The organism is Terriglobales bacterium (genome assembly GCA_035454605.1).
Taxonomy (GTDB): Bacteria; Acidobacteriota; Terriglobia; order Terriglobales; family Acidobacteriaceae; genus DATMAB01.
Genome location: DATIGQ010000015.1, coordinates 1 through 23,055, shown reverse-complemented (window position 1 = coordinate 23,055; position 23,055 = coordinate 1). Strand labels below are relative to the sequence as shown.

The window sequence follows — 23,055 nt, the reverse complement described above, 5'->3', positions numbered from 1 at the left end:
GGAAGGAATGCCTGCCGAGATTCGGTGTGTCCGGAACGGCCAGGAGACGGTCGGCCGGAACCCTGACGAAAAGGTTCAGGCGGAGCGCCGGGTCAGGTCTTCCAGTGCTGTTTCGACGCTTTGGCGGCTCACGCCATGTTGTTCGGCGATTTCGTCCAAACGGTCACGCGGAGTTTTTTCCAGTGCCGTATTCACCAGTTCCGCAGTCTGCGCCGGCGCGCCGGTGTACTGCAGTCGCACGATGTCCGGGCGGGCGTAGTGGCCGACGGTATCGATGATGGCTTTCCACACCTTGATCATGTCGGCGCGGCATTCGGCATAGAGGATGGTGTCGCCGGTTGTAGGGGGAACCAGGGGGATACCGAGCGGGGCCACGATCTGGCTGCCGCCCTGGGCGTAGTCCACATTGATGGTATCCCGCAGGGGGAAGTCTGCCGGGATATCGTCCTGGGTGATGTATCCGCAGGCGGAAAGCACGAACGCGCCCGCTTCCAGGGCATGGGCGCGCGTCTGGGTGTGGCCCCAGAAGAACTGGCCCTGGACATCGGCCTCTTCCAACTTGGGCCCGCAGTGGAGCGCGAAAGCTCCCGGAAAGACGGCGATGTGGAAGTCCTCGCCCTGTTCGATCATGCGGGCGCGGATGAGGGTCATGAGATGCTCGCCACAGATGAGGCCGCCGATACGGCCGATGTCGGTGTCATAGGTGACCAGGTCGCTGCCGTCCCCGTTGCCCCACACCGCTCGCTCGACGAAGGTGGGCATGGTCTTGCGATGGCGTCCGAGGACCTTCCCGGAGCGATCGAGAAAAAGCAGAGTGTTGTAGATGGTGTGCACGCCGCGGCGTGGATCCATCTCATTGCAGCCGATCACGACGTACGCGTTGGCCTTGGCGGCCGCCTCGCCGAGGCGTTCGGTGTCTTCGCTGGGAATCAGCAGGGCGTTGTCATAGAAGCGGATGCGCACCGGCACCCAGTCATTGAGCTTCGACTCCCAACCCTCGCCCCAATAGGGGTAGCCGGCCAGCCAGGTCTCGGTGAAGACGATGAGTTCCGCCCCGTGCTCGGCGGCTTGCGCAATCTTCTGGCAGGCGCGTTCCACGCTGCGCTCACGGTCGAGGTAGACCGGTGGAGTCTGCACGACGGCCACCTTGACCACGTCTCGACCACCCAGGACCTTTTGCTGGGGCTTCATTGTTCCCTCCGGGTTTGAACCACAACAAGCGACGAGCGCGGTCCCCTAAAAGGACCGCGCCCGATCGCACGTTCGTGCGGCCTCAATCGGCGAGCACTTTTTCGGCGGGCCGCTCTTTCGCTTCGCCCTTCTTCGTGCCCGCGCGCCGGAAGATATCGCGGTCAATCATCGACTCGATCTGGGCGCGAACGATGGCGTCGTTCTGCTCGTGCCGGCGGGGAGGTTCCTCCAGGCACAGGTTCTTGGGGTAGATGGGCCGGTCATAGATCAACCGGTACTGTTCCGTGCGCAGGTCCTTCATCCAGTTGCCCCACAGGGAGCGCGTGCGGTACTGGCGCAGAGCTTCGATGTCGATGATGCCTCCGGCGTAGGAGGAACCCGAACCGTACTTGTGTTCGGAAACCATGCGTCCCTGGTAGTCGACGATCATGGACGCGCCGCCGAAGGTGTCGATGGCGGTTTCCGACTCCTGCGTCAGGTAGTAACAGGCGACGTTGGGAGCGATCACATAGCAGGTGTTGTCCAAGGCGCGGGCACGGTTTTGGATCTCCCACAAGCCGTTGGCTACGTAAGGCTCAGGGTAGCTGGGCCGGTAGATGATCTCGGCACCGTTCATGGCCAGGCCGCGGGCCGTTTCCGGATAGGAGCCCTCCATGCAGATGATGGTGCCGATGCGGCCGATCTCGGTATCGCAAACCGGGTAGAAGGCGTCCAGGTTCTCGCCATAGAGTTCCACCCAGCGATCCCACACGTCGTGGGGGACGGTGGAGTGCTCGCGCGCGAACACCTGCAGCTTGTAGTGCCGGTGGATCACGTTGCCGCTGGGGTCGATGATGAAGGCGCAGTTGAAGAAACGCTCGGGAAACTCGGGGTGCTTCACCTTGGCCTGGGCGATGACAAAGGCGTTGTGCTGACGCGCCTTGCGACCCAGGAACTCGGTTTCGTCACCGGGGATATCGAGCGCCATCTCCTGCACGTATTTGCGATGGTCCCAGTCGAAGACCTCATCGGTGAAGCCTTGCAGAGAGCCCTCGGGGATGGTGATCAAGCGCACGGGGAGATCGATGGCGCTGAGCCACACCGAGGCGTCGATGAGTTCGCCGATGTGCTTGAGGTTGGTGATGACTTCGGAACGCTTGCGGCAGCCGCGCATGGTGGGCTGCAAAGCCAGAGCCATATATTGCTCAACCATGGTGCACCTCCTGGTTCATGATGGCGTTGAGTATGTTGCCCGGGTCCAGAAAAAATCCTTCCCTGAAGTGTGAGCGATCCTGGAGATGCTCATTCCATACCCGGGGGCGGCCGCTGTCAACTCGGCAGCGTACCTAGGCGACCGACGCCTCCTTCTGCAGGCGCTGAATCAGGGATTCGGCCTCTGCGGTGCCGAACCACCAAGGGCTGTAGTCCGGCGGGTTGTTAAATCCATTCGCGATCCGGCTGGCGAGCGCCGGAATCTGGCTGGCGGCGCCCATGAGCTGCAGGATCTGGGGCTCAGGTGGCACCAATAACGAGTTGGTCCAACGCACCACCCACTGGGCGTAGCTCCAGAAGGCATCGAAGGTGCCTTGCATCCAGGCGGCATCGAAGGGCTTCGAGCCGCGCTCCAGGATGCGGTCCATGTACACCTTCGCCGCCTTGCTGGCAGTGTTCGAGCCCTGGCCGGTGATGGGATCGTTGAGCACCACTACATCCGCCATACCCAGGACCACGGCGCCGGACGGCAGCTTGCAGACAGGCTTGCGGACGGTGGGGGCGAAGCGGCCGGTCAGGATGCCCATGTCGTCGGTGAGTTGAATGTTGTGGCAGCGCGCGGCTTCCCAGGGCAGGAACTTGGCGAGGATCTCCTTGCTGCGGGCCAGGTGCTGCTGGGGCGTTTTCACATCCTGCCAGCAGTCCATGGGCCCGCCGACCACGCCTTCAAACACCATGATCTCGCAGGGGCCGCTGAGGGTGAGGGCGGGGAAAACAAAGTATTCGCCCACGCCGGGCATGAGGCTGAAGGCCACCGCGGGGTAGGGCTCGCGGGGCACCATGTTGGTGACGTAGGTGAGCGCGAGGGCGCGCATGGGAGTGGAGTAGGGAGAGCGGGAGGCGTCGCGCTCGAACAGGCGGGCGATTTCTCCCTTGCCGGAAGCGACCAGGACGAGGTCGTGGGTGTGGGCGTACTGCTCCAGGTGCTCCGGACCGGCGTCCTCGATCACCAGCTTGCCGCCGCGGCGAGCAAACTCCGCCATCCAACCCGAGAACTTCACGCGCTGATCGATGGACTGGCCGTAGTGGTCGAGCCGGGCCTCCCAGAAGAGAGCGCGGCTGCCATCGGGAGCAGGGATGGAGAAGGCGATGCCTTCGGTGATGGGACACTGCTTCTCCCAGAGGTTGATGCCGAGGTCGCGCTCGTTCTGCAAGGAGTCGTGGAACATGAACTGGCTGGATGTGACCCGGCCGGCGCGAATCTGCTCGGGCGTGCGGTTGGAGACGACGGTGACGCCGTAACCCTGCTGCTGCAGCCCTAGCGCCAACTGCAGGCCGGATTGTCCGGCTCCGACAATCGCGATCTTTCTCATGGAGCGCTGTCTCCCTCGCTTCCTGAAGTGCGGCCCACGGGTCCGGCGATCCTGCATGTAGGGACGGGCGCGGAATCCGTTCGATGGGGAGCCAAATATACCCGAGAGTTGCGCCGTTTTCATCTCTTTACAGTCCGGCTCCCTTGTTCGTCACCAACCTGCGTGATAGTTTGCTTTCCGCGTTGGGGAACCGGGTGGAATGAAGCGTATCGCCATCATTGGAGCCGGCCAGTCGGGACTACAACTTGGGCTGGGCCTGCTGGCCGGCGGCTATGAGGTAACCATCTACGCGGGCCGCTCGGCGGAGGAGATTCACGATGGACCGGTGATGTCCAGCCAGTGCATGTTCGACTCGGCGCTGGAGGCGGAGCGAGCACTGGGCCTGAACTTCTGGGAAGCGGACTGCCCCCGCGTGGAGGGCATGGGCTTCGCCGTGCCGGATGGCGTGGGCGGCAAAGTGGTCGATTGGGCCACCCAACTGGATGATCCTGCGCAGTCGGTGGACCTGCGTCTGAAAGTGGCGCGCTGGATCACGGAGTTCGAGCGGCGCGGCGGCGAACTGCGCATCAAGGAAGCCGACCTGGACGACCTGGAGCGGTGCGCACGCACCCACGACCTGGTGATCGTGGCGGCAGGGAAGGGCGCCATCGGGCAGCTTTTCGAGCGCGATGCCGAACGCTCGTGCTTCGAAAAACCGCAGCGTGCCCTGGCGCTCACCTACGTGCGCAACATGGCGCCGCGCCAGCCCTTCAGCCTGGTTTCTTTCAACCTGATTCCGCAGGTGGGCGAGTACTTCGCGTTTCCCGCGCTCACCACCAGCGGTCCCTGCGAAATCATGACGTTCGAAGGCGTGGTGGGCGGGCCCATGGACTGCTGGCAGGACGTGAAGACACCCGGCGAACACCTGGCCCGCAGCAAACAGATCCTGGAGCGCTGGCTGCCCTGGGAAGCGGAGCGCTGCCGGGAAGTCGAACTGACCGACGCCAACGGCGTTCTCACCGGGCGCTTGACCCCGGTGGTGCGGAAGCCGTTGGCCAGGCTGCCTTCGGGGCAGCACGTCCTGGGCATGGCGGACACCGTGGTGCTCAACGATCCCATCACCGGGCAGGGGTCGAACAACGCGGCCAAGTGCGCGGAATCGTACCTGGAAAGCATTCTGGAGCGCGGCGACCGGGCGGCCGATCCGGAGTGGATGCAGCAGACCTTCGATCGCTACTGGACGGGATATGCGAAGTGGGTCACGGAGTGGACCAACCTGATGCTGAACCCGCCGGCGCACGTGATGAAGATCCTGGAAGCATGCGGCAAGATCACCGCCGTCGCCCGGGCCTTCGTGAACGGCTTCGACGATCCCCGCACCTTCTTTCCCTGGTTCATGGAGGCGGCGGAAGCGGAAAAGTTGATCCAGCAGGAAGCCAAAGCGGTGGCAGACCGGTTCGATCGCCGCGATTTTCGGCGCGCGTTGGGCCAGTTTGCCACCGGAGTCACGGTGGTAACGGCAGGCACATCGGACGGACGGCGAGTGGGAGTCACGGTGAACTCGTTCTCATCGGTCTCACTCGATCCGCCACTGATTTTGTGGAGCCTGGCACGCAACGCGGGCAGCTTCCAGGATTTCTGCAGCGCGAGTCACTTCGCGGTGAACGTGCTCGAGTCGCGGCAACACCATCTTTCCCGCCAGTTTTCCACCCCGATGGCGGACAAGTTCGCGGGCGTGGAGTGCACGGAAGGCAGAGCCGGCTGCCCGCTGCTCAACGGCGCCGTCGCCTGGTTCGTGTGCCGCAAGGTGCGGCAATACGACGGCGGCGACCACGTGATCCTTCTCGGGGAAGTGGAAGACTACAAGTACCAGGAAGGCGAGCCGCTGGTGTTCCACTCCGGCCGGTATCGCTTGGCGACTCGGCATCCCGACATTCCGGACTGAGGGAGACGACTGCACGTGGGATCGAACAGACTGGGAGTCTTCCTGGAGGCCCTGCCGCTGGCGGAGGTCCGCCGTTTCGCCCGCCGCGCCGATGAGTGTGGCTGGCAGACCGCATGGTTCCCGGAAATCACCTTCGGCGACGCCTTCATACCGGCGGCTGCGGCTGCGCTGGAGACCGAACGGCTGAGGCTGGCGACCGGCGTGGTCGGCATATGGAGCCGGTCTCCGGTGGCCATGGCGCTAAGCGCCGTGAGCTTGAGTCAACTTTGCCCGGGACGCATGATCCTGGGACTGGGATTGCAAGCCCGCTCTTATGTCGAAGACTGGCATGGCGCCCGCTACGCCAAGACGCTCACGGCCATGCGCGAGTATGTGACCATCCTGCGGCGCATCCTCGCGGGAGAATGTGTCACCTACGAAGGCGAGGTGTTTCGCGTCAGGAATTTCCAGCTTCAGGTGCCTCCTCCCAGCCCGCCGATTCCGATCTACCTGGCGGCCATCGGACCCAAGATGGCGCATCTGGCGGGCGAAGTGGCGGATGGCATCCTGGGCTACTTCTATTCGCTGCCGTACCTGGGCAAGGTCGTACTGCCGAATATCAGCGCCGGCGCCGAGCGCGCTGGACGGTCGCTTGACGGTTTCGACATTGCCTGCGGGCTTCCCGCCATCGTCGGCCGGGACGGCCGCGCCTTGGAGCAGATCAAAGGACAGGTCTTGATGTTCGCCACCGCCAGCGGCTCGTCGCGTTTCTACGCTGAAAGCTTCGCGCAAGCCGGTTTTGGCAGCGAGGTCCGCCAGATCCAGGATCTGGTGGCGCGCGGAGACTTGAAGGGGGCGCTGCGCCTGGTGAGCGACGAGATGGCGGCCGCGTTCACGCTCGCCGGCACGGCGGAACAGGTGCGCAAGCGTATTGCCGACTATCGCGCCGCCGGCGCCACGACCGTGGTGCTGAATCCTTCTCCGCCGGACGTGTACTTCCCGCTTTTCCAGGGGCACTTTCCGGAGGGCGTGGAACTGCCGCCCTTTTCATTTCCCGACTACCTGAAGGTGATCGGCGATGTGATCGAGTTGATGGGAGGTGAGCCGCAGGGCCGATGAGGAGAGTGGCCATCGTCGGAGCGGGACAGGCAGGCCTGCTGATTGCGCATGACCTGCGGCGCCACGGCTATGAGGTCACGCTTTTTTCCGACAAGACGCCGGAAGACTTTCTGAATCGCAGCCGGCCCACGGGCACGGCCGCGCGATTCGATATGTCACTGGACTGGGAACGCGAACTGGGCCTGAATCATTGGGACCACCTGGCGCCCAAGGGCGAGGGCGTGCACCTCACGTTCGTGCCGGGAGCGCTGGGCAACGTTCTGCTCACCCTGATGGGGCGGCTATCACGACCCTTCCTGGCTATCGATCTGCGCCTGCAGAGCGCCCGCTGGATGCAGGACCTGGAAAAGATCGGGGGGAAGATCACCACTGAGGAGGTCACCATCCCGCGCCTGGAGGAAATCGCCGCGGCGCATGATCTGACGATTGTGGCGGCAGGCCGCGGCCCGGTGGTGAAGCTGTTTCCACGCGATGATGGCCGCAGCACGTATAAGAAGCCGCCGCGGTTTCTTGCCATGATCAACGTCGTGAACGTTGCCATGCACATGGACTACTGCCCGTTCCTGCCGGTGAAGTTCAACTTCTTCGGACGTTACGGCGAGTGCTTCTGGGTTCCCTGGTATCACAAGGGCGGCAGCCAAGCCTGGAGCTGCGTGTTCGAAGCCAAGGAAGGCAGTCCCATGGACCAGTTCCGCGGCGCGAAGAGCGGACAGGACGCTCTGGACATCGCCAAGAAGGTGACGCGGGAGATGGTGCCCTGGGATGCGGAGTGGATCAAGAACGCCGAACTGGCGGACGAAAACGCCTGGCTGGTGGGCAGTTTCGTTCCCGAGGTGCGGAAAGTCGTGGGCGTTCTTCCCTCGGGCCGGCCGGTGATTTCCGTCGGCGACACCGCCCATTCCTTGGATCCCATTGGCGGGCAAGGGGCGAACAACGGCAACAAGATGGCGCGCAACCTGGTGCAGTGCATTCTGGAACGCCAGGATCAACCCTTCGACGTGCCCTGGATGGAGAGCACCTTTGAAAAGTTCTGGGCGCGGCACCGCTTTATCGAAATGTTCAACAACACGCTGCTGGAACCGCTGACCGATCCCGGCAAGGAGCTGCTGATCGCGCAGTACGGCTCCAGCGGTGAACTGGATGACGCCCGCGGCTGCCAGACCATCGCCAATGCCTTCGTGGAGAACTTTAACGACCCGGCCTACATCACAGAGGCCTTTCACGACATGGCCAAGGTCCGCGCCCTGATCGAGAAGCTGACCGGCCATCACTGGATGTGGTCGGCCATCCGCGGAAGGGTTAACATTGCCGGCGCTCAGGTGCGCCAAGCCCTGGGACTGCGTTCCGGACATCCCGGCACCGAGCCACTGCCGCCCGGCCGACGGTTCTGGGAGAAAGAGGCGCCGGCGACAGTGCCGGCCCGTCAGGCCTGAAGCTGCGAGGGAAGAGGGAGACACGAGAGATGCAAGGACTCAAGGGCAAGGTTGCGATCGTTACCGGTGGGGCCACGCTGCTGGGACAGGGCGTGGTGCGAGGATTCGTGGGCGAGGGAGCGAAGGTGACGGTGGCGGACGTGGACGCCAAGGGCGGCCAGGCTGCCGCCTCCGAGCTGGGCAAGGACGTTTTGTTTGTCCAGACCGACCTGCGCGATGATCAGCAAGTCGCAGCCTGCGTGGAGCGCACCGTGAAGACATTCGGCGGCGTGGACTTCCTCATCAACCTTGCCTGTGTCTATACCGATGAGGGGTTTGCGACCAACCGCGAGAAGTGGCTGGACGCGTTCAACGTGAACGTGCTGGGGGGCATCGTCATGGCGCAGGCTTGCCGGCCGCACATGGTGAAGCGCGGTGGGGGCGTGATCATCAACTTCGGCAGCGTCAGCGGCAAGGTGGCGCAACCCGGCCGCGCGGTATATCCGGTCACCAAGGCGGCCATGATCCATCTGACGCGGACCCAGGCGCTCGAGCTGGCGGCCGACAAGATCCGCGTCAACTCGGTTTCCCCGGGATGGATCTGGTGCCGGCTGATGAACGAATGGACCCACGGCGACCGCGCCCTCACGGACCAGGTCGGCGGGCGCTTCCACGCGCTGAGCCGGGTGGGCAACCCCGAGGAAGTCGCGCAGGCCGTGCTCTTTCTCTGCTCCGACGGCGCTTCCTTCATTACCGGAACCGATGTGGCGGTGGACGGCGGCTACATCGCCATGGGCCCCGAGGGCAAGGTGAATGCGATTCCAGAGCTGATCCGGTAGTGCCCGGGTCCGATGTTCCCACTAGCAGAAGGCCCGGTTGCGGCACTGGAGCCGGTACATCCCGCAAATAAAGGAATCCATCCCGTCCAGGTAAACATCCTGTGGGTAACACCTCGACGCGCCATATGGATTCGTGGTGCAATCATATAAGGGCGGCCATGATGTTCTCTTCCTTTCAACCGCGGGTCGTGGTGACAACCGTGTCATGGTGTGTCCTGACTGTGGTAGCGGTGGCCATAACCGGATGCAGCAAGAAAGCGCAAGGAGGCGCGGAAACAGATCCGCAGGCCATCGCGGTGAAAGTGGAGACGGCGACGCGGGAGCGAGCGCCGGATTTCACCGAGTACATCGCCACGCTGAAGTCGCGGCGGTCGTCCGTGATCCAGCCGGAGGTGGAGGGACAGGTCACCCGCATCTTCGTGCGCTCGGGGAACCGGGTGGCGGCCGGGGCGCCGTTGCTGGAGATCGATCCGCGGAAGCAAGAGGCTACGGTTACCGCGCAGGAAGCTAACCAGCGGGCGCGCCGGGCGGCCCTGGAGTACAACCGGCAAGAACTGGAGCGGCGCAAGCAATTGTTCGCCGCCGGAGTGATCAGCAAGCAAGAACTGGACCAGGCCCAGACGGCCTATGACGCCTCCAAGGCGGAGGTGGACGCGCTCGAGGCGTCGGTGAGCGAACAGAAGGTGCAGTTGCGCTACTACACGGTGACGGCGCCGTCGGCAGGAACGATCGGCGACATCCCGGTGCGGGTGGGCGACCGCGTGAACACCGACACCGTACTCACCACGCTCGACGAAGGCGGCGAACTCGAAGCCTATATCTCGGTTCCGGCGGAAAAATCTGGCGCTGTGCGTACAGGGACGCCGGTCGAGATCGTGGTGCCCGGGGAACAGACCGCGATACGCACCGTGACCACGTTCGTTTCCCCGCGCGTGGACGACGCCACGCAACTGTTGCTGATCAAGGCCAGCGTGCCCAATCCGCAGGGACGTTTCCGCAACGATGAAGTGGTGCGAGCGCGGGTGATCTGGAGTGAGGGCGAACGGGTGCTGCTGCCCATCACGGCAGTGCAGCGCGTGGCCGGACAGACCTTCGCGTTCGTGGTGGAGAGCGATGGCAAGCAGACCGTAGCCCGGCAGAGAGCGATGCGACTGGGAGAGATCCTGGGGAACCGGTACGTGGTGCTGGAGGGGATCGAGCCGGGCGAGAAGGTGATCGTGACCGGCGTGCAAATGCTGGCGGACGGGACGCCGGTAAAGGCGGAGTAGGTTGGCCCGTGAGTAGTCCTCGCCTTTTCCTCATTCTGAGCGGGAAAGCAGGGCATGTTCGTTAATTTCTTCATACGGCGGCCGGTGTTTGCGACGGTCTGTTCGCTGCTGATCATCCTGGCGGGAGCGACCGCCATCCCTACCTTGCCGGTGGCGCAGTTTCCGGTGCTGGCGCCGCCGCAGGTGAGTGTGTTCGCGAACTACACCGGGGCCAACGCCCAGGCGGTGGAGAGCAGCGTGACCACGCTGCTGGAGCAGGCCATCAACGGCGCCGAGGGCATGCGGTACATGAGCTCGAGCAGCGGCAACGACGGCTCGAGCTCGGTAACGGCGACGTTCGCGCTGGACCGCAACCTGGACATCGCCGCCGTGGACGTGCAGAACCGCGCCTCGACCGTGCTGGGACGCCTGCCCGGGGAGGTGCAGACCACCGGCCTCGGCATCTACAAGAACTCCGGGTCGTTCGTGCTGGCCATAGGGGTGTACTCCGAGGACGGGCGCTACGACAGCCAGTTCATCAGCAACTACCTGGACGTGTACGTGCGCGACCCGCTGAAGCGGGTGAAGGGCGTGGGCGACGTCATCATCTTCGGCGAGCGCAAGTACGCGATGCGCCTGTGGCTGGACCCGCTGCGACTGGCTAAACGCAAGCTCACCGCGGGCGATGTGGTGGCGGCGCTGCGCGAACAGAACGTGCAGGTGGCGGCCGGGCAAGTGGGAGAATCACCGGCCGTGCCGGGACAGCAGTTCCAGATCAGCGTACGTGCCGTGGGAAGGCTGACGGAGCCGAGGGAATTCGAGGACATCGTCCTGAAGCGGGGCGAAGACGGGTCGCTGGTGCAGGTGCGCGATGTGGGACGCGCCGAGTTGGGAGCGGAGAACTACGGCTCCAACCTTTTCTACAACGGACATGAGGCCCTGGGCCTGGGCGTGATGCAGCTCTCCAACGCCAACGCGCTGGAGGTAGCGGCGGGAGTGCGAGAGGAACTGGACCGGCTGGCGAAGCAGTTTCCGCCGGGCCTGAAGTACCAGATGGCTTTTGACACTACCGCGGCGGTGGGCGAGTCCATCCGCGAAGTGCTGAAGACTCTGCTGGAAGCGGTGGTCATCGTCATTCTGGTGATCTTCCTCTTCCTGCAGACGTGGCGGAGCACGCTGATTCCGGCAGTGACGATTCCGGTATCGCTGATCGGCACGTTCGCCTTCGCCAAGCTGTTCGGGTTTTCCATCAACACGCTGACCCTGTTCGGCATCACGCTGGCCACGGGCCTGGTGGTAGACGACGCCATCGTGGTGATCGAGAACGTGGAGCGCCACATCCAGGAAGGGATGGCCGATGCGCGGCGAGCCACGCAAGTGGCCATGGGCGAAGTGACCGGAGCGGTGATCGCGACCTCGCTGGTGCTGGTCGCGGTGTTCGTGCCGGTGGGATTCTTTCCAGGAACGACGGGGCGGCTGTACCAGCAGTTCGCGCTGACCATCGCGTTCTCCATCGCGCTCTCGGCGTTCAATGCACTCACGCTTTCGCCGGCGCTGGCGGCGCTGCTTCTGCGGCGCTACCACGGTTCCAGGAATCCGCTGCTGCACGCTTTCAACAGCGGACTGGCGCGGGCCACCGAGGCCTACAGCAACCTGATTCCGGTGCTGGAGCGGAAGCGCGCGCTGGTGGTGGTGGTGTTCCTGATCGGACTGGCAGCGGCCTACGGCGTGTACCAGGCGGTGCCGACCAGCTTCGTCCCCGACGAGGACCAGGGCTGGTTCATGGTGCTGGTGCAGGCCCCGGAAGGGGCGTCGCTGGAGTACACCACCGCGGTCTCGCACCAGGCGAGCAAGGTGCTGCTGCAGAATCCGGATGTGACCGGCGTGTTCTCGGTGCCGGGCTGGAGCTTCAGCGGGGCGGCGCCGAACCGGGCGATGATCTTCATGAACATGAAGGACATCGAGGAACGGAAGGGAGAAGGCCATTCGCTGGGGGAGGTGGTGAATGCCGTGCGCGGGCCGCTGGCCGGGATCCGAGAGGCGAGCGTGGTGCCTTTCGGCCCGCCGGCCATTGAGGGACTGGGAGCGTATGGCGGATTCCAGTTTCAGTTGCAGCAGACCGGCGCGGGAACCATGGAGGAGATGGAGAACGCTCTGCGCGGACTGATCCGCAAGGCCAGCACGCGGCCCGAACTGCAGGGCCTGTTCACCACGTTCAGCGCGCGCGATCCACAATTCCTGGTGGAGATTGACCGGGAAAGGGCCAAGAGCCTGGGAGTACCGTTCACGGAGATCACGTCGGCGCTGCAGGTCTACATGGGTTCCCAGTACGTGAACGACTTCGACTTCAACAACCGGTCGTACCGGGTGTACGTGCAGGCGGACAAGCAATTCCGCTCGCAGCCGCGCGACCTCAGGCAGTTCTACGTGCGCGCCGAGACCGGCCAGATGGTGCCGCTGGACAGCCTGGTGACGGTGAAAGAAACCACCACGGCCAGCATCGTGAGCCACTACAACCTGTTCCGCACGGCGGAGATCAACGGCAGCGCGGCGCCGGGATACAGTTCCGGGCAGGCGATCGCAGCCATGGAAGAAGTGGCGCGCGAATCGCTGCCCTCGGGGTATTCCTACGAGTGGACGGGGCTGGCGCTGGAAGAGATCGAGTCCGGAGGGCAGTCGCTGCTGTTGTTCGCCCTGGGACTGCTAGTGGTCTACCTGACGTTATCCGCGCAATATGAGAGCTTCGTGCTGCCCTTCATCATCCTGCTTTCGGTGCCGATGGCCATCCTGGGAGCGCTGGGAGCGCAGTGGATGCGCGGGCTGCAGAACGACGTCTACTGCCAGGTGGGACTGGTGATGCTGATCGGATTGGCGAGCAAGAACGCCATCCTGATCGTGGAGTTTGCCGAGCAGTTGCAGGCGCGCGGGGTGCCGCTGATGGAAGCGGCGGCGGGAGCGGCACGGCTGCGGCTGCGGCCCATCCTGATGACGTCGGTGGCCACCATCATGGGAGTGATGCCGCTGGTGTTCGCCTCGGGCGCGGGCTCGGCGGGACGGCATTCGGTGGGAACCACCGTGGCCGGCGGGATGATCGTTTCCACCTTCCTCAACCTGTTTATCATCCCGGTGCTGTACGTGATCGTGCGGGCATGGTTGCCGGTGCGGCACGCGCACGCAGGAGCGGTGGCGGAAACGGCGGATTAAGTAGGATCCGGCGTCGTCCACACCTGCTTCCCCTTCTGCATCTGGCCCACCTAACGTTGAAACGGCTGAGCTAGGATAGGTCGTTCCTTCGAGGGACTTCCCAGTATTCCCTTTACTCCGGCAAAGCTTGGACGAGAGCTTCATGCAGCCCTACGAAGAAGTCGAACACACGGCGGACTGGGCGTTCCGCATACGCGGCGGGACACTGGCGGATTTGTTCGTGAACGCAGCCCGGGTGGTGTGCTGGCCGCGGGGCGCAGCGCCGGAGTTCGAGCCAACCGTTTCGCACGAGGTCTCGGTAGAAGGTGTAGATCGGGAGACGCTGCTGGTCAACTGGTTGAACGAACTGCTCTACCTGCAGGAGACCGAGTGCGAGGCATACAATCGCTTTAAGGTCATTGAGATTTTCGATACCCGGTTGCGGGCGCGCGTGGAGGGTCGAGCGCGACAGGCGTCCGACGTCAATCCCATCAAGGCGGTGACCTTCCACGAGTTGCGGATCACTGAAAGCAAGGACGGGTTCGAGGTAACTGTTGTGGTGGACGTGTAAGGAAGGCAAAGGGCAAAGGTAAGAGGGCAAAGGAGAAATGCCGCAGAAGTCTGATTTCGTGCGCGTGGCGCAGAACGTATGGGAGATCCCGCAGTCGTACCGCGAGGACATGCGCGCGCCCGCGCGGCTGTATGCCGACGAAGCGCTGCTGGAAGACGCGCTGGGCGACAAGTCGACGGAGCAACTGGTGAACACCGCCACCCTGCCCGGAGTGGTGAAGTACGCCATCGCCATGCCCGACATCCACCAGGGCTACGGCTTTCCTATCGGCGGAGTGGTGGCGACGCGGCTGCCGGACGGCGTGATCTCGCCGGGCGGAGTGGGCTACGACATCAACTGCGGCGTTCGCATGCTGGCTTCCGAAGCGACGGTGGAAGAGATACAGCCGTTTCTCGCAGACCTGGCGACGGCGTTGTACCGCAACTGCCCGAGCGGCGTAGGAGTGACGGGCCACATCCGGCTGAAAGACGCCGAAATGGACCAGGCGCTGGTTGAAGGCAGCCGCTGGGCACTGAAGCAGGGTTACGCCCGGCCGGAGGACCTGGAACGCACCGAGGAATTCGGGACGCTGGCGGGCGCCGACCCGGCGCTGGTCTCGCACAAGGCGAAAGAGCGCGGGCGCCACCAGATCGGGACGCTGGGGGCGGGCAACCACTTTATCGAAGTGGACCGGGTGGCGCGGGTGCACGACGAGGAGGCGGCGCGGCGACTGGGACTCTATCCCGATCAGGCGGTGGTGCAGATCCACTGCGGCTCGCGCGGGTTCGGCCACCAGGTGTGCGAGGACTACGTGGCGCGCTTCCAGAGGACGGTGCGGGAGTACGGCATCACGCTGCCCGATCGCGAGCTGGTGTGCGCGCCTTTCAGCTCGGGTGAAGGCCAGGACTACTTCCGCGCCATGGCGTGCGCGGCCAACTTCGCCTTCGCCAACCGGCAGGTGCTGGCGCATTACATCCGGCGGTCGTTCGAGGAGGCGCTGGCGGGCAAGGTGAAGGACTTCGGCCTCCACCAGATCTATGACATCGCGCACAATATGGCGAAGGTCGAAGAGCACAGGATCGGCGGCGCCAGCGTGCGCGTATGCGTGCACCGCAAGGGCGCAACCCGGGCGTTCGGGCCGGGATCGCCGGTGCTGCCCAACGATCTGCGCGACCTGGGACAGCCGGTGCTCATTCCCGGGTCGATGGGAACGGCATCGTACATCCTGCTCGGGACGCCGGGGTCGATGGAGCAGACCTTCGGCTCCACCTGCCACGGCGCGGGACGCGTGATGAGCCGCGCCAAGGCCAAGCGGACGGTGCGCGGCGCGGAGTTGCGCCAGGAACTGGAAACGCGCGGCATCGTGGTGCGCGCGGGTTCGATGGCGGGGCTGGCCGAGGAAGCGCCGGTGGCTTACAAGGACGTGGCGCGGGTGGTCGAGGTGGTACATCGCGCGGGCATCGGAAAGATGGTGGCGCGGCTGGAGCCGGTGGCGGTGATCAAGGGATAGCGGTTGTTGTCCCTCCTACTTCGACGGCAGCCTTGCGAGGTCCGCGCTTACGCGGTAACTTCTATCGGTGGGCGTGAAGCTTTCTAACCGGCTCATTTTCCTGCTGGCGCTTTCCGGCCTTTACCTCTACGGCCTTCCGGATACGAGCGTCTTCTACCTGGGCATTGTGGTGCTGCATCTGGCAGCAGGCGTTTTGCTTGCGCTGCTGCTACCTCGAGTGTTGCGGAGGGGGCTTTCGGACCTTCCGGGGACCGCCCGGCTCGGCTGGATAGCCATGGGGCTGGGCGCGATGATTGGCGTCCTCCTCTTTGCCATCGGCACGACTCGGCCCAACCTACCCTGGCTCTATGCGCACATTGGGCTGACGGTGGCAGGCGTGGCGCTGCTGCTGGTGGCGTGGATGGAGCGGCGCGGGTGGCTGGGTTCCGCGGTGGCGCGGTTTGCGGTGGCCGTCTTGTTCGTGGCTGCGCTTTCAACGGCGGCCCAGTACTCAAGGCACAACCTGTGGCTGAGCGCGAACATCATTCGCAATCCGCTCAATCCGCCGACGTCGATGGACGGCGAAGGCGACGGACCGCGAGGGCCCTTCTTCCCCAGCTCGTCACAGGTAAAGGACGGCAAGCTGATCCCTTCTGAGTTCTTCATGAAGTCGGACGCCTGCCAGCGCTGCCATCAGGACATCTACCAGCAGTGGTTCAGCTCGGCGCACCATTTCTCGTCCTTCAACAACCAGTGGTACCGCAAAAGCGTCGAGTACATGCAGGAAGTGGCGGGGACGAAGCCTTCGAAGTGGTGTGGCGGCTGCCACGATCCCGCCATCCTTCTGGCGGGCAAGATGGACAAACCCATCGTGGAGCAGATGGACCGGCCGGAAGCGCACGCCGGCATGGGCTGCATGATGTGCCACTCCATCGTGCACGTGAAAAGCTCCATGGGGCAGGGCGATTTCGTGCTGGAGTATCCCGATCTGCATGAGCTGGCGGCCAGCGAGAATCCGGTGCTGCGCGGGGTGCACGACTTCCTGACCTACGTGAACCCGGAGCCTCACCGGCGGGCGTTCCTCAAGCCGTTCATGCGCGACCAGACGGCCGAGTTCTGTTCCACCTGCCACAAGGTCCACCTGGATTCGCCGGTAAACCACTATCGGTGGATCCGCGGATTCAACGAATACGACAACTGGCAGGCGTCCGGGGTCTCCGGGCAGGGAGCAAGGTCGTTCTACTATCCGCCCAAGGCGCAGAAGTGCGCCGACTGCCACATGCCACTGGTGGAAAGCCAGGATCAGGGCAACATCGCGGGCAAAGTACATTCGCATCGTTTTCCCGGCGCCAACACCGCGCTGCCGACAGCTAACCAGGACGCAATCCAACTTGAGGTCACCAAGAAGTTCCTGCAGGACAACATCGTCAGCGTGGACATCTTTGCGCTGTCCGAGGCCGAGCCGATGACTGCGGGAGGCGCCGCGGTTCCGGGCGAACTGGCGACCACGTTCGCGGTGGGTGAAGAAGCGGAACTGGCTGCGCCCGCGGGCGGTCCAGCGGCGCCGGCCGCGCCGGTGACTGCGCCGCTCGATCGCGTGCAGCCGGTGGTGCGGCGCGGCGAAACCGTGCGCGTGGACGTAGTGGTGCGCACGCGCAAAGTGGGCCACTTCTTCCCCGGCGGCACCGTGGACGCATTCGACGTCTGGCTGGAACTGAAGGCGACCGATGATCGCGGGCGCGTCGTGTTCTGGAGCGGCTCGGTGGAAAACGACGGCAAGGGACCGGTGGAGAAGGGAGCGCATTTCTACCGGTCGTTGCTGGTGGATGCGCACGGCAATCCCATCAACAAGCGCAACGCCTGGGCGGCGCGTTCCGTGGTGTATGTGCGCCTGATCCCGCCGGGCGCGGCCGATACCGTCCACTACCGTATGAAAGTTCCAGAAGATGCAGGCGGAAAGATCAAGCTGGAAGCGCGCCTGCATTACCGCAAGTTCTCTTGGTGGAACACGCAGTTTTCGTTCGCGGGAGTGCGCGATCCGGCGCAGCCGGGTCCGCATACTCCGGACTACGACGACGGGCGCTTCGTGTTCACGGGAGATACCTCGAAGGTTTCCGGGAAGCTGAAGCAGATTCCGGACCTGCCCATCGTTACGCTGGCGTCCGACGAAGTGACGCTGGAGGTGGCGCCGCGCTCCGCCCGGGCGCAGGAGCCGCGCGTCCAGCTCGATGCCAAGGATTGGGAGCGCTGGAACGATTACGGCATCGGCCTGCTGTTGCAGGGCGACCTGAAGGCCGCGCAGGCTGCATTCCAGAAAATCACGGAGATCGACCCCAAGAATCCCGACGGCTGGGTGAATATCGGCCGGGCGCGGGTGCAGGAAGGCGACAACGAGGGGGCGCGCGCGGTGCTGCAGAAAGCGCTCGAACTTAAGCCGGACCTGGCGCGGGCGCACTATTTCTACGCGCGAGTGCTCAAGGCCGACGGGCGCTACGACGACGCCATCGCGCATCTGCGGAAGACGCTGGCGCAATATCCGCGCGACCGCGTGGTGCGCAACGAGCTGGGGCGCATCCTGTTCCTCAAGCGGCAGTATGCGGACGCCGTTCGCGAGTTCGAAAAGGTGCTCGAGGTGGACCCCGAGGACTTACAGGCGCACTACAACCTGATGCTCTGCTACAACGGGCTGGGCAACGAGGCCCGGGCCGCCGAGCATCAGAAGCGTTACCTGAGATTCAAGGCCGATGAAGCTGCGCAGGCCATCACCGGCCCCTATCGGCAGGCGAATCCGGAAGACAACAACGAGCGCCAGGCCATCCACGAACACGTCTCGGCTCCGTTAGGGAAAACGGCCGCGCCGGCCCGCCGCACGGCGGCGGTTCCTGCTCCTCACGTTCGTCAGGGGAGCTCGGACTGATGCGCAAGCGCGCGGGTTTCCTTCTTCTCCTTGGCATGTCGCTCGGGATGCCGGCTGCGGCTCAGGATTCCAAGATCACCTTCCGTGATGTGACCCAAGCGGCGGGCATCCGCTTCACGCACAACAACGGCGCCTTTGGCAAGAAGTACATGCCGGAGACGATGGGCTCGGGGTGCGCCTTCCTGGATTACGACGGCGACGGCTGGCAGGACATCCTGCTGGTGAACGGTAAGGACTGGCCGGGGCGGCCGCAGCGGCCCGCGTCCCCGAAGCTCTATCGCAACAACCGCAACGGCACGTTTACCGACGTCACGGCCAGGGCCGGGCTGGCGGTGAGCCTATACGGACTGGGCGTGGCCGTGGGTGACTACGACAACGACGGCCATGACGACATCTTTCTCACGGCGCTGGGGCAGAGCCGTTTGTACCGCAACAATGGAAACGGCACGTTCACGGACGTCACCAAGGCGGCCGGACTGGAAGGGCCGAACGAATTCTCCACCTCGGCTGCGTTTCTTGACTACGACAAGGACGGGCGGCTCGACCTCGTGGTAGCCAACTACGTGCAGTGGTCGGCGGAGAAGGATCTGTTCTGCACGCTGGACGGGCGCGCCAAGTCGTACTGCACGCCGGAGTCGTACAAGGGCGCCTCGCTGCGCATGTGGCGGAATGCAGGCGAGGGAAAGTTCCAGGACGCGACCCAGGCAGCCGGACTCTTCGACCCAACTTCCAAGGGACTGGGCGTCGCCGTGCTCGATGCCAATCAGGATGGCTGGCCCGACCTGCTGCTGGCCAACGACACCCAGCCCAACAAGCTCTACATCAACACCGGCAAGGGGGGATTCACGGAGAAGGGCGTGCTGGCGGGCGTGGGCTTCAGTGAGGATGGCGTGGCACGCGCAGGGATGGGCGTGGACGCCGCGGATTACGACCGCTCCGGGTATCCCAGTATCCTGATCAGCAATTTCTCCAACCAGATGCTGGCGCTCTACCACAACGAGCGGAACGGGTTGTTCGTGGACGAGGCGCCGCGTTCGGAGGTGGGGCGCAAGAGCCTGCTGACTCTGGGTTTCGCCTGCTTCTTCTTCGACTACGACCTGGACGGCTGGCTGGACATCTTCGTGGCTAACGGGCACATCGAGAACGAGATCGAGCGCATCCAGAAGCGGGTGAAGTATGCACAACCGCCGCACATGTTCCGCAACCTGGGCGGCGGGAAGTTCGTGGAGACCACGGAAACCCTGGGCGCGCAATTCATACGCCCTCGAGTAGCACGGGGCGCCGCCTACGGCGACTTCGATAACGACGGCGACCTGGATCTGCTGATCATGACGAACGGGGGTGCGGCCGCCCTCTTCCGCAACGAAGGTGGAAGCAACCGCAGCTTGAGGGTGAAGCTGGTGGGCGTGCGCTCGAACCGCGACGGGATCGGCGCCGTGGTGACGGCGACGGTGGGCGGCGAGAAGCACTCTGAGATGCTGCGCAGCGGATCGAGCTATCTTTCGCAGAGTGAGTTGGTGCTGACTTTCGGTTTGGGCACACGCGAGCGCGCCGACCAGGTGGAAATCAAGTGGCCAAGCGGCCAGACCGACCACCTGAAGAACGTCGCCGCAGGGCAGACCATCGTAGTGGAAGAAGGTAAGGGAATAGCGAGTGCGCGGCCGTTCGGGCCTGCGGCGGGCGCGGCTCCCGCGACCAAGCGTCAGACTAAGCCGCGGTGAGGACGGCGAGTTCGCCGATCACCTGATCGGTAGTCACGAGCCTTGCTCCCCGGCGTTCGATCTCTTCCATGGCGGCGCGGCCCTTGGCCCGGTCGAGGTGATGGGCGGCGTCGCGCACCAGCCACAGGCTGAAGCCGCGGTCGAGCAGGCCGCGGGCAGCGATAGCCACGCAGATCTCCGTTACCACGCCATAAAGCACGATCTGCGCATCCTTGCCGATGCGCTCCAGAAGAGCTTCCGCGTTCGGGTTGGTGAAGTTATCGAGGCTGTCTTTTTCGAGGATGACCTGCGCGTAGTCCTCCACGCGCTGCGGAACCGCAGCAGGATGGTTAGGAATCAGGAAAGGATCCGGTACGCGCGTCTCGGCGACCTTTTGTTGTCCCGCAGTGCCGACCACGCAATGCGGCGGCCAGTTCGCGAACTCAGCCGAATCCGGTGGGTGAGCGTCCGTGGTGGCCACAATCAGGATCTTGTGCTGGACGGCCCAGTCGGTGAGCCGTTTCAGGTTGGGCAGGATGGCTTCCGCGCCCGGCACATACAGCTTGCCGCCGGGATGGATGAAGTCCACTTGCGTATCTTCGTCCCAAAAAACGAACCTCATCGGCCTTCCTCCTTTGCAACCGTGGGCAGGATGCGGCTGCGTACCTCCTCCATGAGCGCCTCCAGACCTCGGCTGATCCCTACAGGATACGATGCAGGATCGCGCAGTGCGCGATGCCGCGCCGGCAGGCGGGACAGCTCGCGGCGCGCACGCTGCTGCAGTTCGGTGAGCGGCGGCGAAGGAGCGGTCGGCTTGCCGTCCATCATCACCCGGGCAAGCAAAGCGTCGGCGCCGGGGTACTGCTCCGTATCACAAGCAATCAGGTCGTGGCTGTAGCTTCCGTCAGCAGCGGGAAACCGGAATACCTGTTTGGGCCCGGGATACGTAGCTTTCCCTTCGCTGAACTTGGCGCGGGGCTGGCGTTGGCCTCCGCTTTCGATCTCTACCAGCTTGTAGACGCCGCTCAGTGCAGGCTCGTCCTTGGAAGTGGCCAGCGCGGTGCCCACACCGAACGCGTCCACTTCCGCGCCGGCGCGCAGGGCGTCGGCGACGAGGTACTCGTCAAGGTCGCCCGAGGCGAAGATTTGGGTGTCGGCGAGACCAGCCTGGCGGAGGCGGCGCCGCGTCTGGCGGGAAAGCTCGACCAGGTCACCGCTGTCCAGGCGGACGCCGCGCGGCTTCAAACCGAGGGCCACCAAGCGGTCGATGGCGGCCAGTGTGTCGTAGGTGTCTACCAGCAGGACGGCGTGCTGCGGGAAGGTTGCGAGGAGATCGCGGAAGCTCTCGTCCTCCTGCTGGTGCGCCATCACGTAGGAGTGGGCTACCGTGCCATAGGTGGGGATGCCGAAGCGGCGGCCAGCCTCGACATTCGACGTTCCGATGCAGCCGCCGATGAATGCCGCGCGCGCGGCCAGCGTACCAGCTTCCGGCCCGTGGGCGCGCCTGGTGCCGAAGTCCACGACCACGCGTCCCGCGGCCGACTGGACGATGCGGGCCGCCTTGGTAGCGATCATGGTCTGGAAGGTGATGGTGGTCAGCAGAAACGTCTCCACCACCTGGGCTTCTATGATGGGCGCAGTCACGCGCAACAAAGGTTCGCCGGCAAAGGCCGGAACGCCCTCGGGAATGGCCCAGACCTCGCCGGTGAAGCGGAAGTCGCGCAGGTACTGGTAGAAGCCCCGGCTCACGTTCCCGAATGCGGGATGGCGCCGGAGATAGTCGATGTCGTCGTGGGTGAAACGCAGATCGGCGAGGTAATCGAGAGCCTGTTCCAATCCTGCCACCAGCAGAAAGCCCCGCTTGGGCGGCAAGTCGCGCACGAACAGCTCGAAGGTGGCCGACGCCTCGAAGCCGCGGTCGAAGTACGCGGCCGCCATGGTCAGCTCATAAAGGTCGGTGAGGAGCGCGGAATGGGCTGTCTGCGACATGGCGCCCGAATGCGGACCTTAACCAATTATAAGAAGCCCAGAGGTGGGCGGGGCGGAATCCTTCGGATTCAGCCGGTGACGGTGGCCTTGCGAATGCCGGCCAGGACGCGGGCCGTTTCCGGAGCATGGAGCCGCCGGGAAATGAGCAGCTCAGCGAGGCGCTCCAGGTCGCCGGTGTCGTCGAGGGCAGCCCAGGATTCGAGCACGTGTGTGGCGAGGCCATGCTCCCGCAGGCGGACCAGGAGGTGGGCAAAGGTCTCGGGCTGGTTCCAGGGGAGTCCGGCCAGCAGGCGAGCAGGACAGCGCTTCAGGCCCAGCAGGTAGAAGCCGCCGTCCTCGGAGGGACCGAGCACGGCATCGGCAGAGCGCAACTGGGCCCGGGCGTCCTCCAGCAGGCGGGCGGGCAGGCCGGGATGATGGGCGGCGACAGCGATGGCGAAGTCTCCCTCGCGGAGCGCCTGTCGCAAAATCCGCTCCAGGCGCTTCCCGAGGTCGCCGCCACCCTGCGGCCAGACTGCAGCCGGAGGCGGATCGAGATCCGCCGCCAGCCGGCCGGAGGTCGCCGCAACCGGCCTTGCCCAGGGCAGGGAGCAGACCATGCGCCAGGTGTCTCGGAAGAAGGCTGCCGCCAGTCCGGCGGCCTGAGCGGTTCCAAGGGCAGAGATCAAGCCCTCTGCCCCGCTGCGTTGCGGCATGGCAAAGACGCAGACAACGCCGTCCCCTTTCATTCTCGCTGGTCCCAAGAGTTTCCCTGTCCTGCCTAGGGTCGCAGGCTTGGACGCAGCAAGCAGGGGGCGCGGTATACCGGCTGGTCACTTCGTCCCAGGTGAAAATCCACTGCGAGTCTTTGTCCCCACTGTGATACTCCACGCAGTGTCACAAGTCCCTTTGCAGCGACCCGGCCGCTGAGGGTAAGGTGTGCGGCATGGCAAACCTCGAAGACGAACTCCAG

General features: G+C 64.5%; 16 protein-coding genes. 10 read left to right on the top strand and 6 right to left on the bottom strand.

Features of this window, described 5'->3' with window-relative positions; all coding sequences use genetic code 11:
* Positions 1 to 75: 75 nt before the first annotated feature.
* The 3 genes from VLE48_01325 to VLE48_01315 all read right to left on the bottom strand — a co-directional run bounded on the left by VLE48_01325 (position 76) and on the right by VLE48_01315 (position 3,755).
* Positions 76 to 1,191: a carbon-nitrogen hydrolase family protein gene (locus VLE48_01325; protein ID HSA91626.1), complete on the bottom strand. Its 1,116-nt coding sequence runs from the start codon at positions 1,189 to 1,191 to the stop codon at positions 76 to 78.
* 82 nt (positions 1,192 to 1,273) lie between these two features.
* Complete coding sequence (locus VLE48_01320) at positions 1,274 to 2,383, bottom strand: nitrilase-related carbon-nitrogen hydrolase (protein HSA91625.1); 1,110 nt, start codon at positions 2,381 to 2,383, stop codon at positions 1,274 to 1,276.
* Between the two features lie 133 nt (positions 2,384 to 2,516).
* Positions 2,517 to 3,755, bottom strand: coding sequence for a styrene monooxygenase/indole monooxygenase family protein (locus VLE48_01315; GenBank protein ID HSA91624.1), 1,239 nt, complete (start codon positions 3,753 to 3,755; stop codon positions 2,517 to 2,519).
* 199 nt (positions 3,756 to 3,954) lie between these two features.
* Between VLE48_01315 and VLE48_01310 the strand changes: the two genes are divergently transcribed.
* The 10 genes from VLE48_01310 (at position 3,955) to VLE48_01265 (ending at position 20,135) form a co-directional block, all read left to right on the top strand.
* A complete protein-coding gene (locus VLE48_01310) occupies positions 3,955 to 5,679 on the top strand; it encodes a styrene monooxygenase/indole monooxygenase family protein (protein ID HSA91623.1) in 1,725 nt (574 codons plus the stop codon).
* 15 nt (positions 5,680 to 5,694) lie between these two features.
* Positions 5,695 to 6,777 carry an LLM class flavin-dependent oxidoreductase gene (locus VLE48_01305; GenBank protein ID HSA91622.1) on the top strand — a complete coding sequence of 361 codons (1,083 nt, stop codon included), beginning with the start codon at positions 5,695 to 5,697 and terminating at the stop codon, positions 6,775 to 6,777.
* The gene (locus VLE48_01300) at positions 6,774 to 8,210 is read left to right on the top strand and encodes a styrene monooxygenase/indole monooxygenase family protein (GenBank protein HSA91621.1); all 1,437 of its coding nucleotides are present in this window, start codon (positions 6,774 to 6,776) and stop codon (positions 8,208 to 8,210) included. Before VLE48_01305 ends, VLE48_01300 begins: the two co-directional genes overlap by 4 nt.
* 29 nt (positions 8,211 to 8,239) lie before the next feature.
* On the top strand, positions 8,240 to 9,028 hold the full coding sequence (locus VLE48_01295) for an SDR family oxidoreductase (protein HSA91620.1): 789 nt from the start codon (positions 8,240 to 8,242) through the stop codon (positions 9,026 to 9,028).
* 158 nt (positions 9,029 to 9,186) lie between these two features.
* Positions 9,187 to 10,296: an efflux RND transporter periplasmic adaptor subunit gene (locus VLE48_01290; GenBank protein ID HSA91619.1), complete on the top strand. Its 1,110-nt coding sequence runs from the start codon at positions 9,187 to 9,189 to the stop codon at positions 10,294 to 10,296.
* Positions 10,297 to 10,350: 54 nt separating this feature from the next.
* Complete coding sequence (locus VLE48_01285; GenBank protein HSA91618.1) at positions 10,351 to 13,479, top strand: multidrug efflux RND transporter permease subunit; 3,129 nt, start codon at positions 10,351 to 10,353, stop codon at positions 13,477 to 13,479.
* A gap of 142 nt (positions 13,480 to 13,621) precedes the next feature.
* Positions 13,622 to 14,029 carry an archease gene (locus tag VLE48_01280; GenBank protein ID HSA91617.1) on the top strand — a complete coding sequence of 136 codons (408 nt, stop codon included), beginning with the start codon at positions 13,622 to 13,624 and terminating at the stop codon, positions 14,027 to 14,029.
* 37 nt (positions 14,030 to 14,066) lie between these two features.
* Entirely contained in the window at positions 14,067 to 15,518 is a 1,452-nt protein-coding gene (locus VLE48_01275) for an RtcB family protein (GenBank protein HSA91616.1), read from the top strand.
* A 73-nt stretch (positions 15,519 to 15,591) separates the two neighbouring features.
* Positions 15,592 to 18,414, top strand: a complete 2,823-nt coding sequence (locus VLE48_01270) for a tetratricopeptide repeat protein (GenBank protein ID HSA91615.1) — start codon at positions 15,592 to 15,594, stop codon at positions 18,412 to 18,414.
* Complete coding sequence (locus VLE48_01265; GenBank protein ID HSA91614.1) at positions 18,414 to 20,135, top strand: CRTAC1 family protein; 1,722 nt, start codon at positions 18,414 to 18,416, stop codon at positions 20,133 to 20,135. Before VLE48_01270 ends, VLE48_01265 begins: the two co-directional genes overlap by 1 nt.
* Here VLE48_01265 and VLE48_01260 read toward each other — a convergent pair.
* From VLE48_01260 to VLE48_01250, 3 genes are all read right to left on the bottom strand, one after another.
* Positions 20,122 to 20,736: an isochorismatase family cysteine hydrolase gene (locus tag VLE48_01260; protein ID HSA91613.1), complete on the bottom strand. Its 615-nt coding sequence runs from the start codon at positions 20,734 to 20,736 to the stop codon at positions 20,122 to 20,124. The genes VLE48_01265 and VLE48_01260 overlap by 14 nt on opposite strands.
* The gene (locus VLE48_01255) at positions 20,733 to 22,103 is read right to left on the bottom strand and encodes a nicotinate phosphoribosyltransferase (protein HSA91612.1); all 1,371 of its coding nucleotides are present in this window, start codon (positions 22,101 to 22,103) and stop codon (positions 20,733 to 20,735) included. Before VLE48_01255 ends, VLE48_01260 begins: the two co-directional genes overlap by 4 nt.
* 68 nt (positions 22,104 to 22,171) lie before the next feature.
* Positions 22,172 to 22,771 carry a DUF2064 domain-containing protein gene (locus tag VLE48_01250; protein ID HSA91611.1) on the bottom strand — a complete coding sequence of 200 codons (600 nt, stop codon included), beginning with the start codon at positions 22,769 to 22,771 and terminating at the stop codon, positions 22,172 to 22,174.
* Between the last annotated feature and the right edge of the window lie 284 nt (positions 22,772 to 23,055).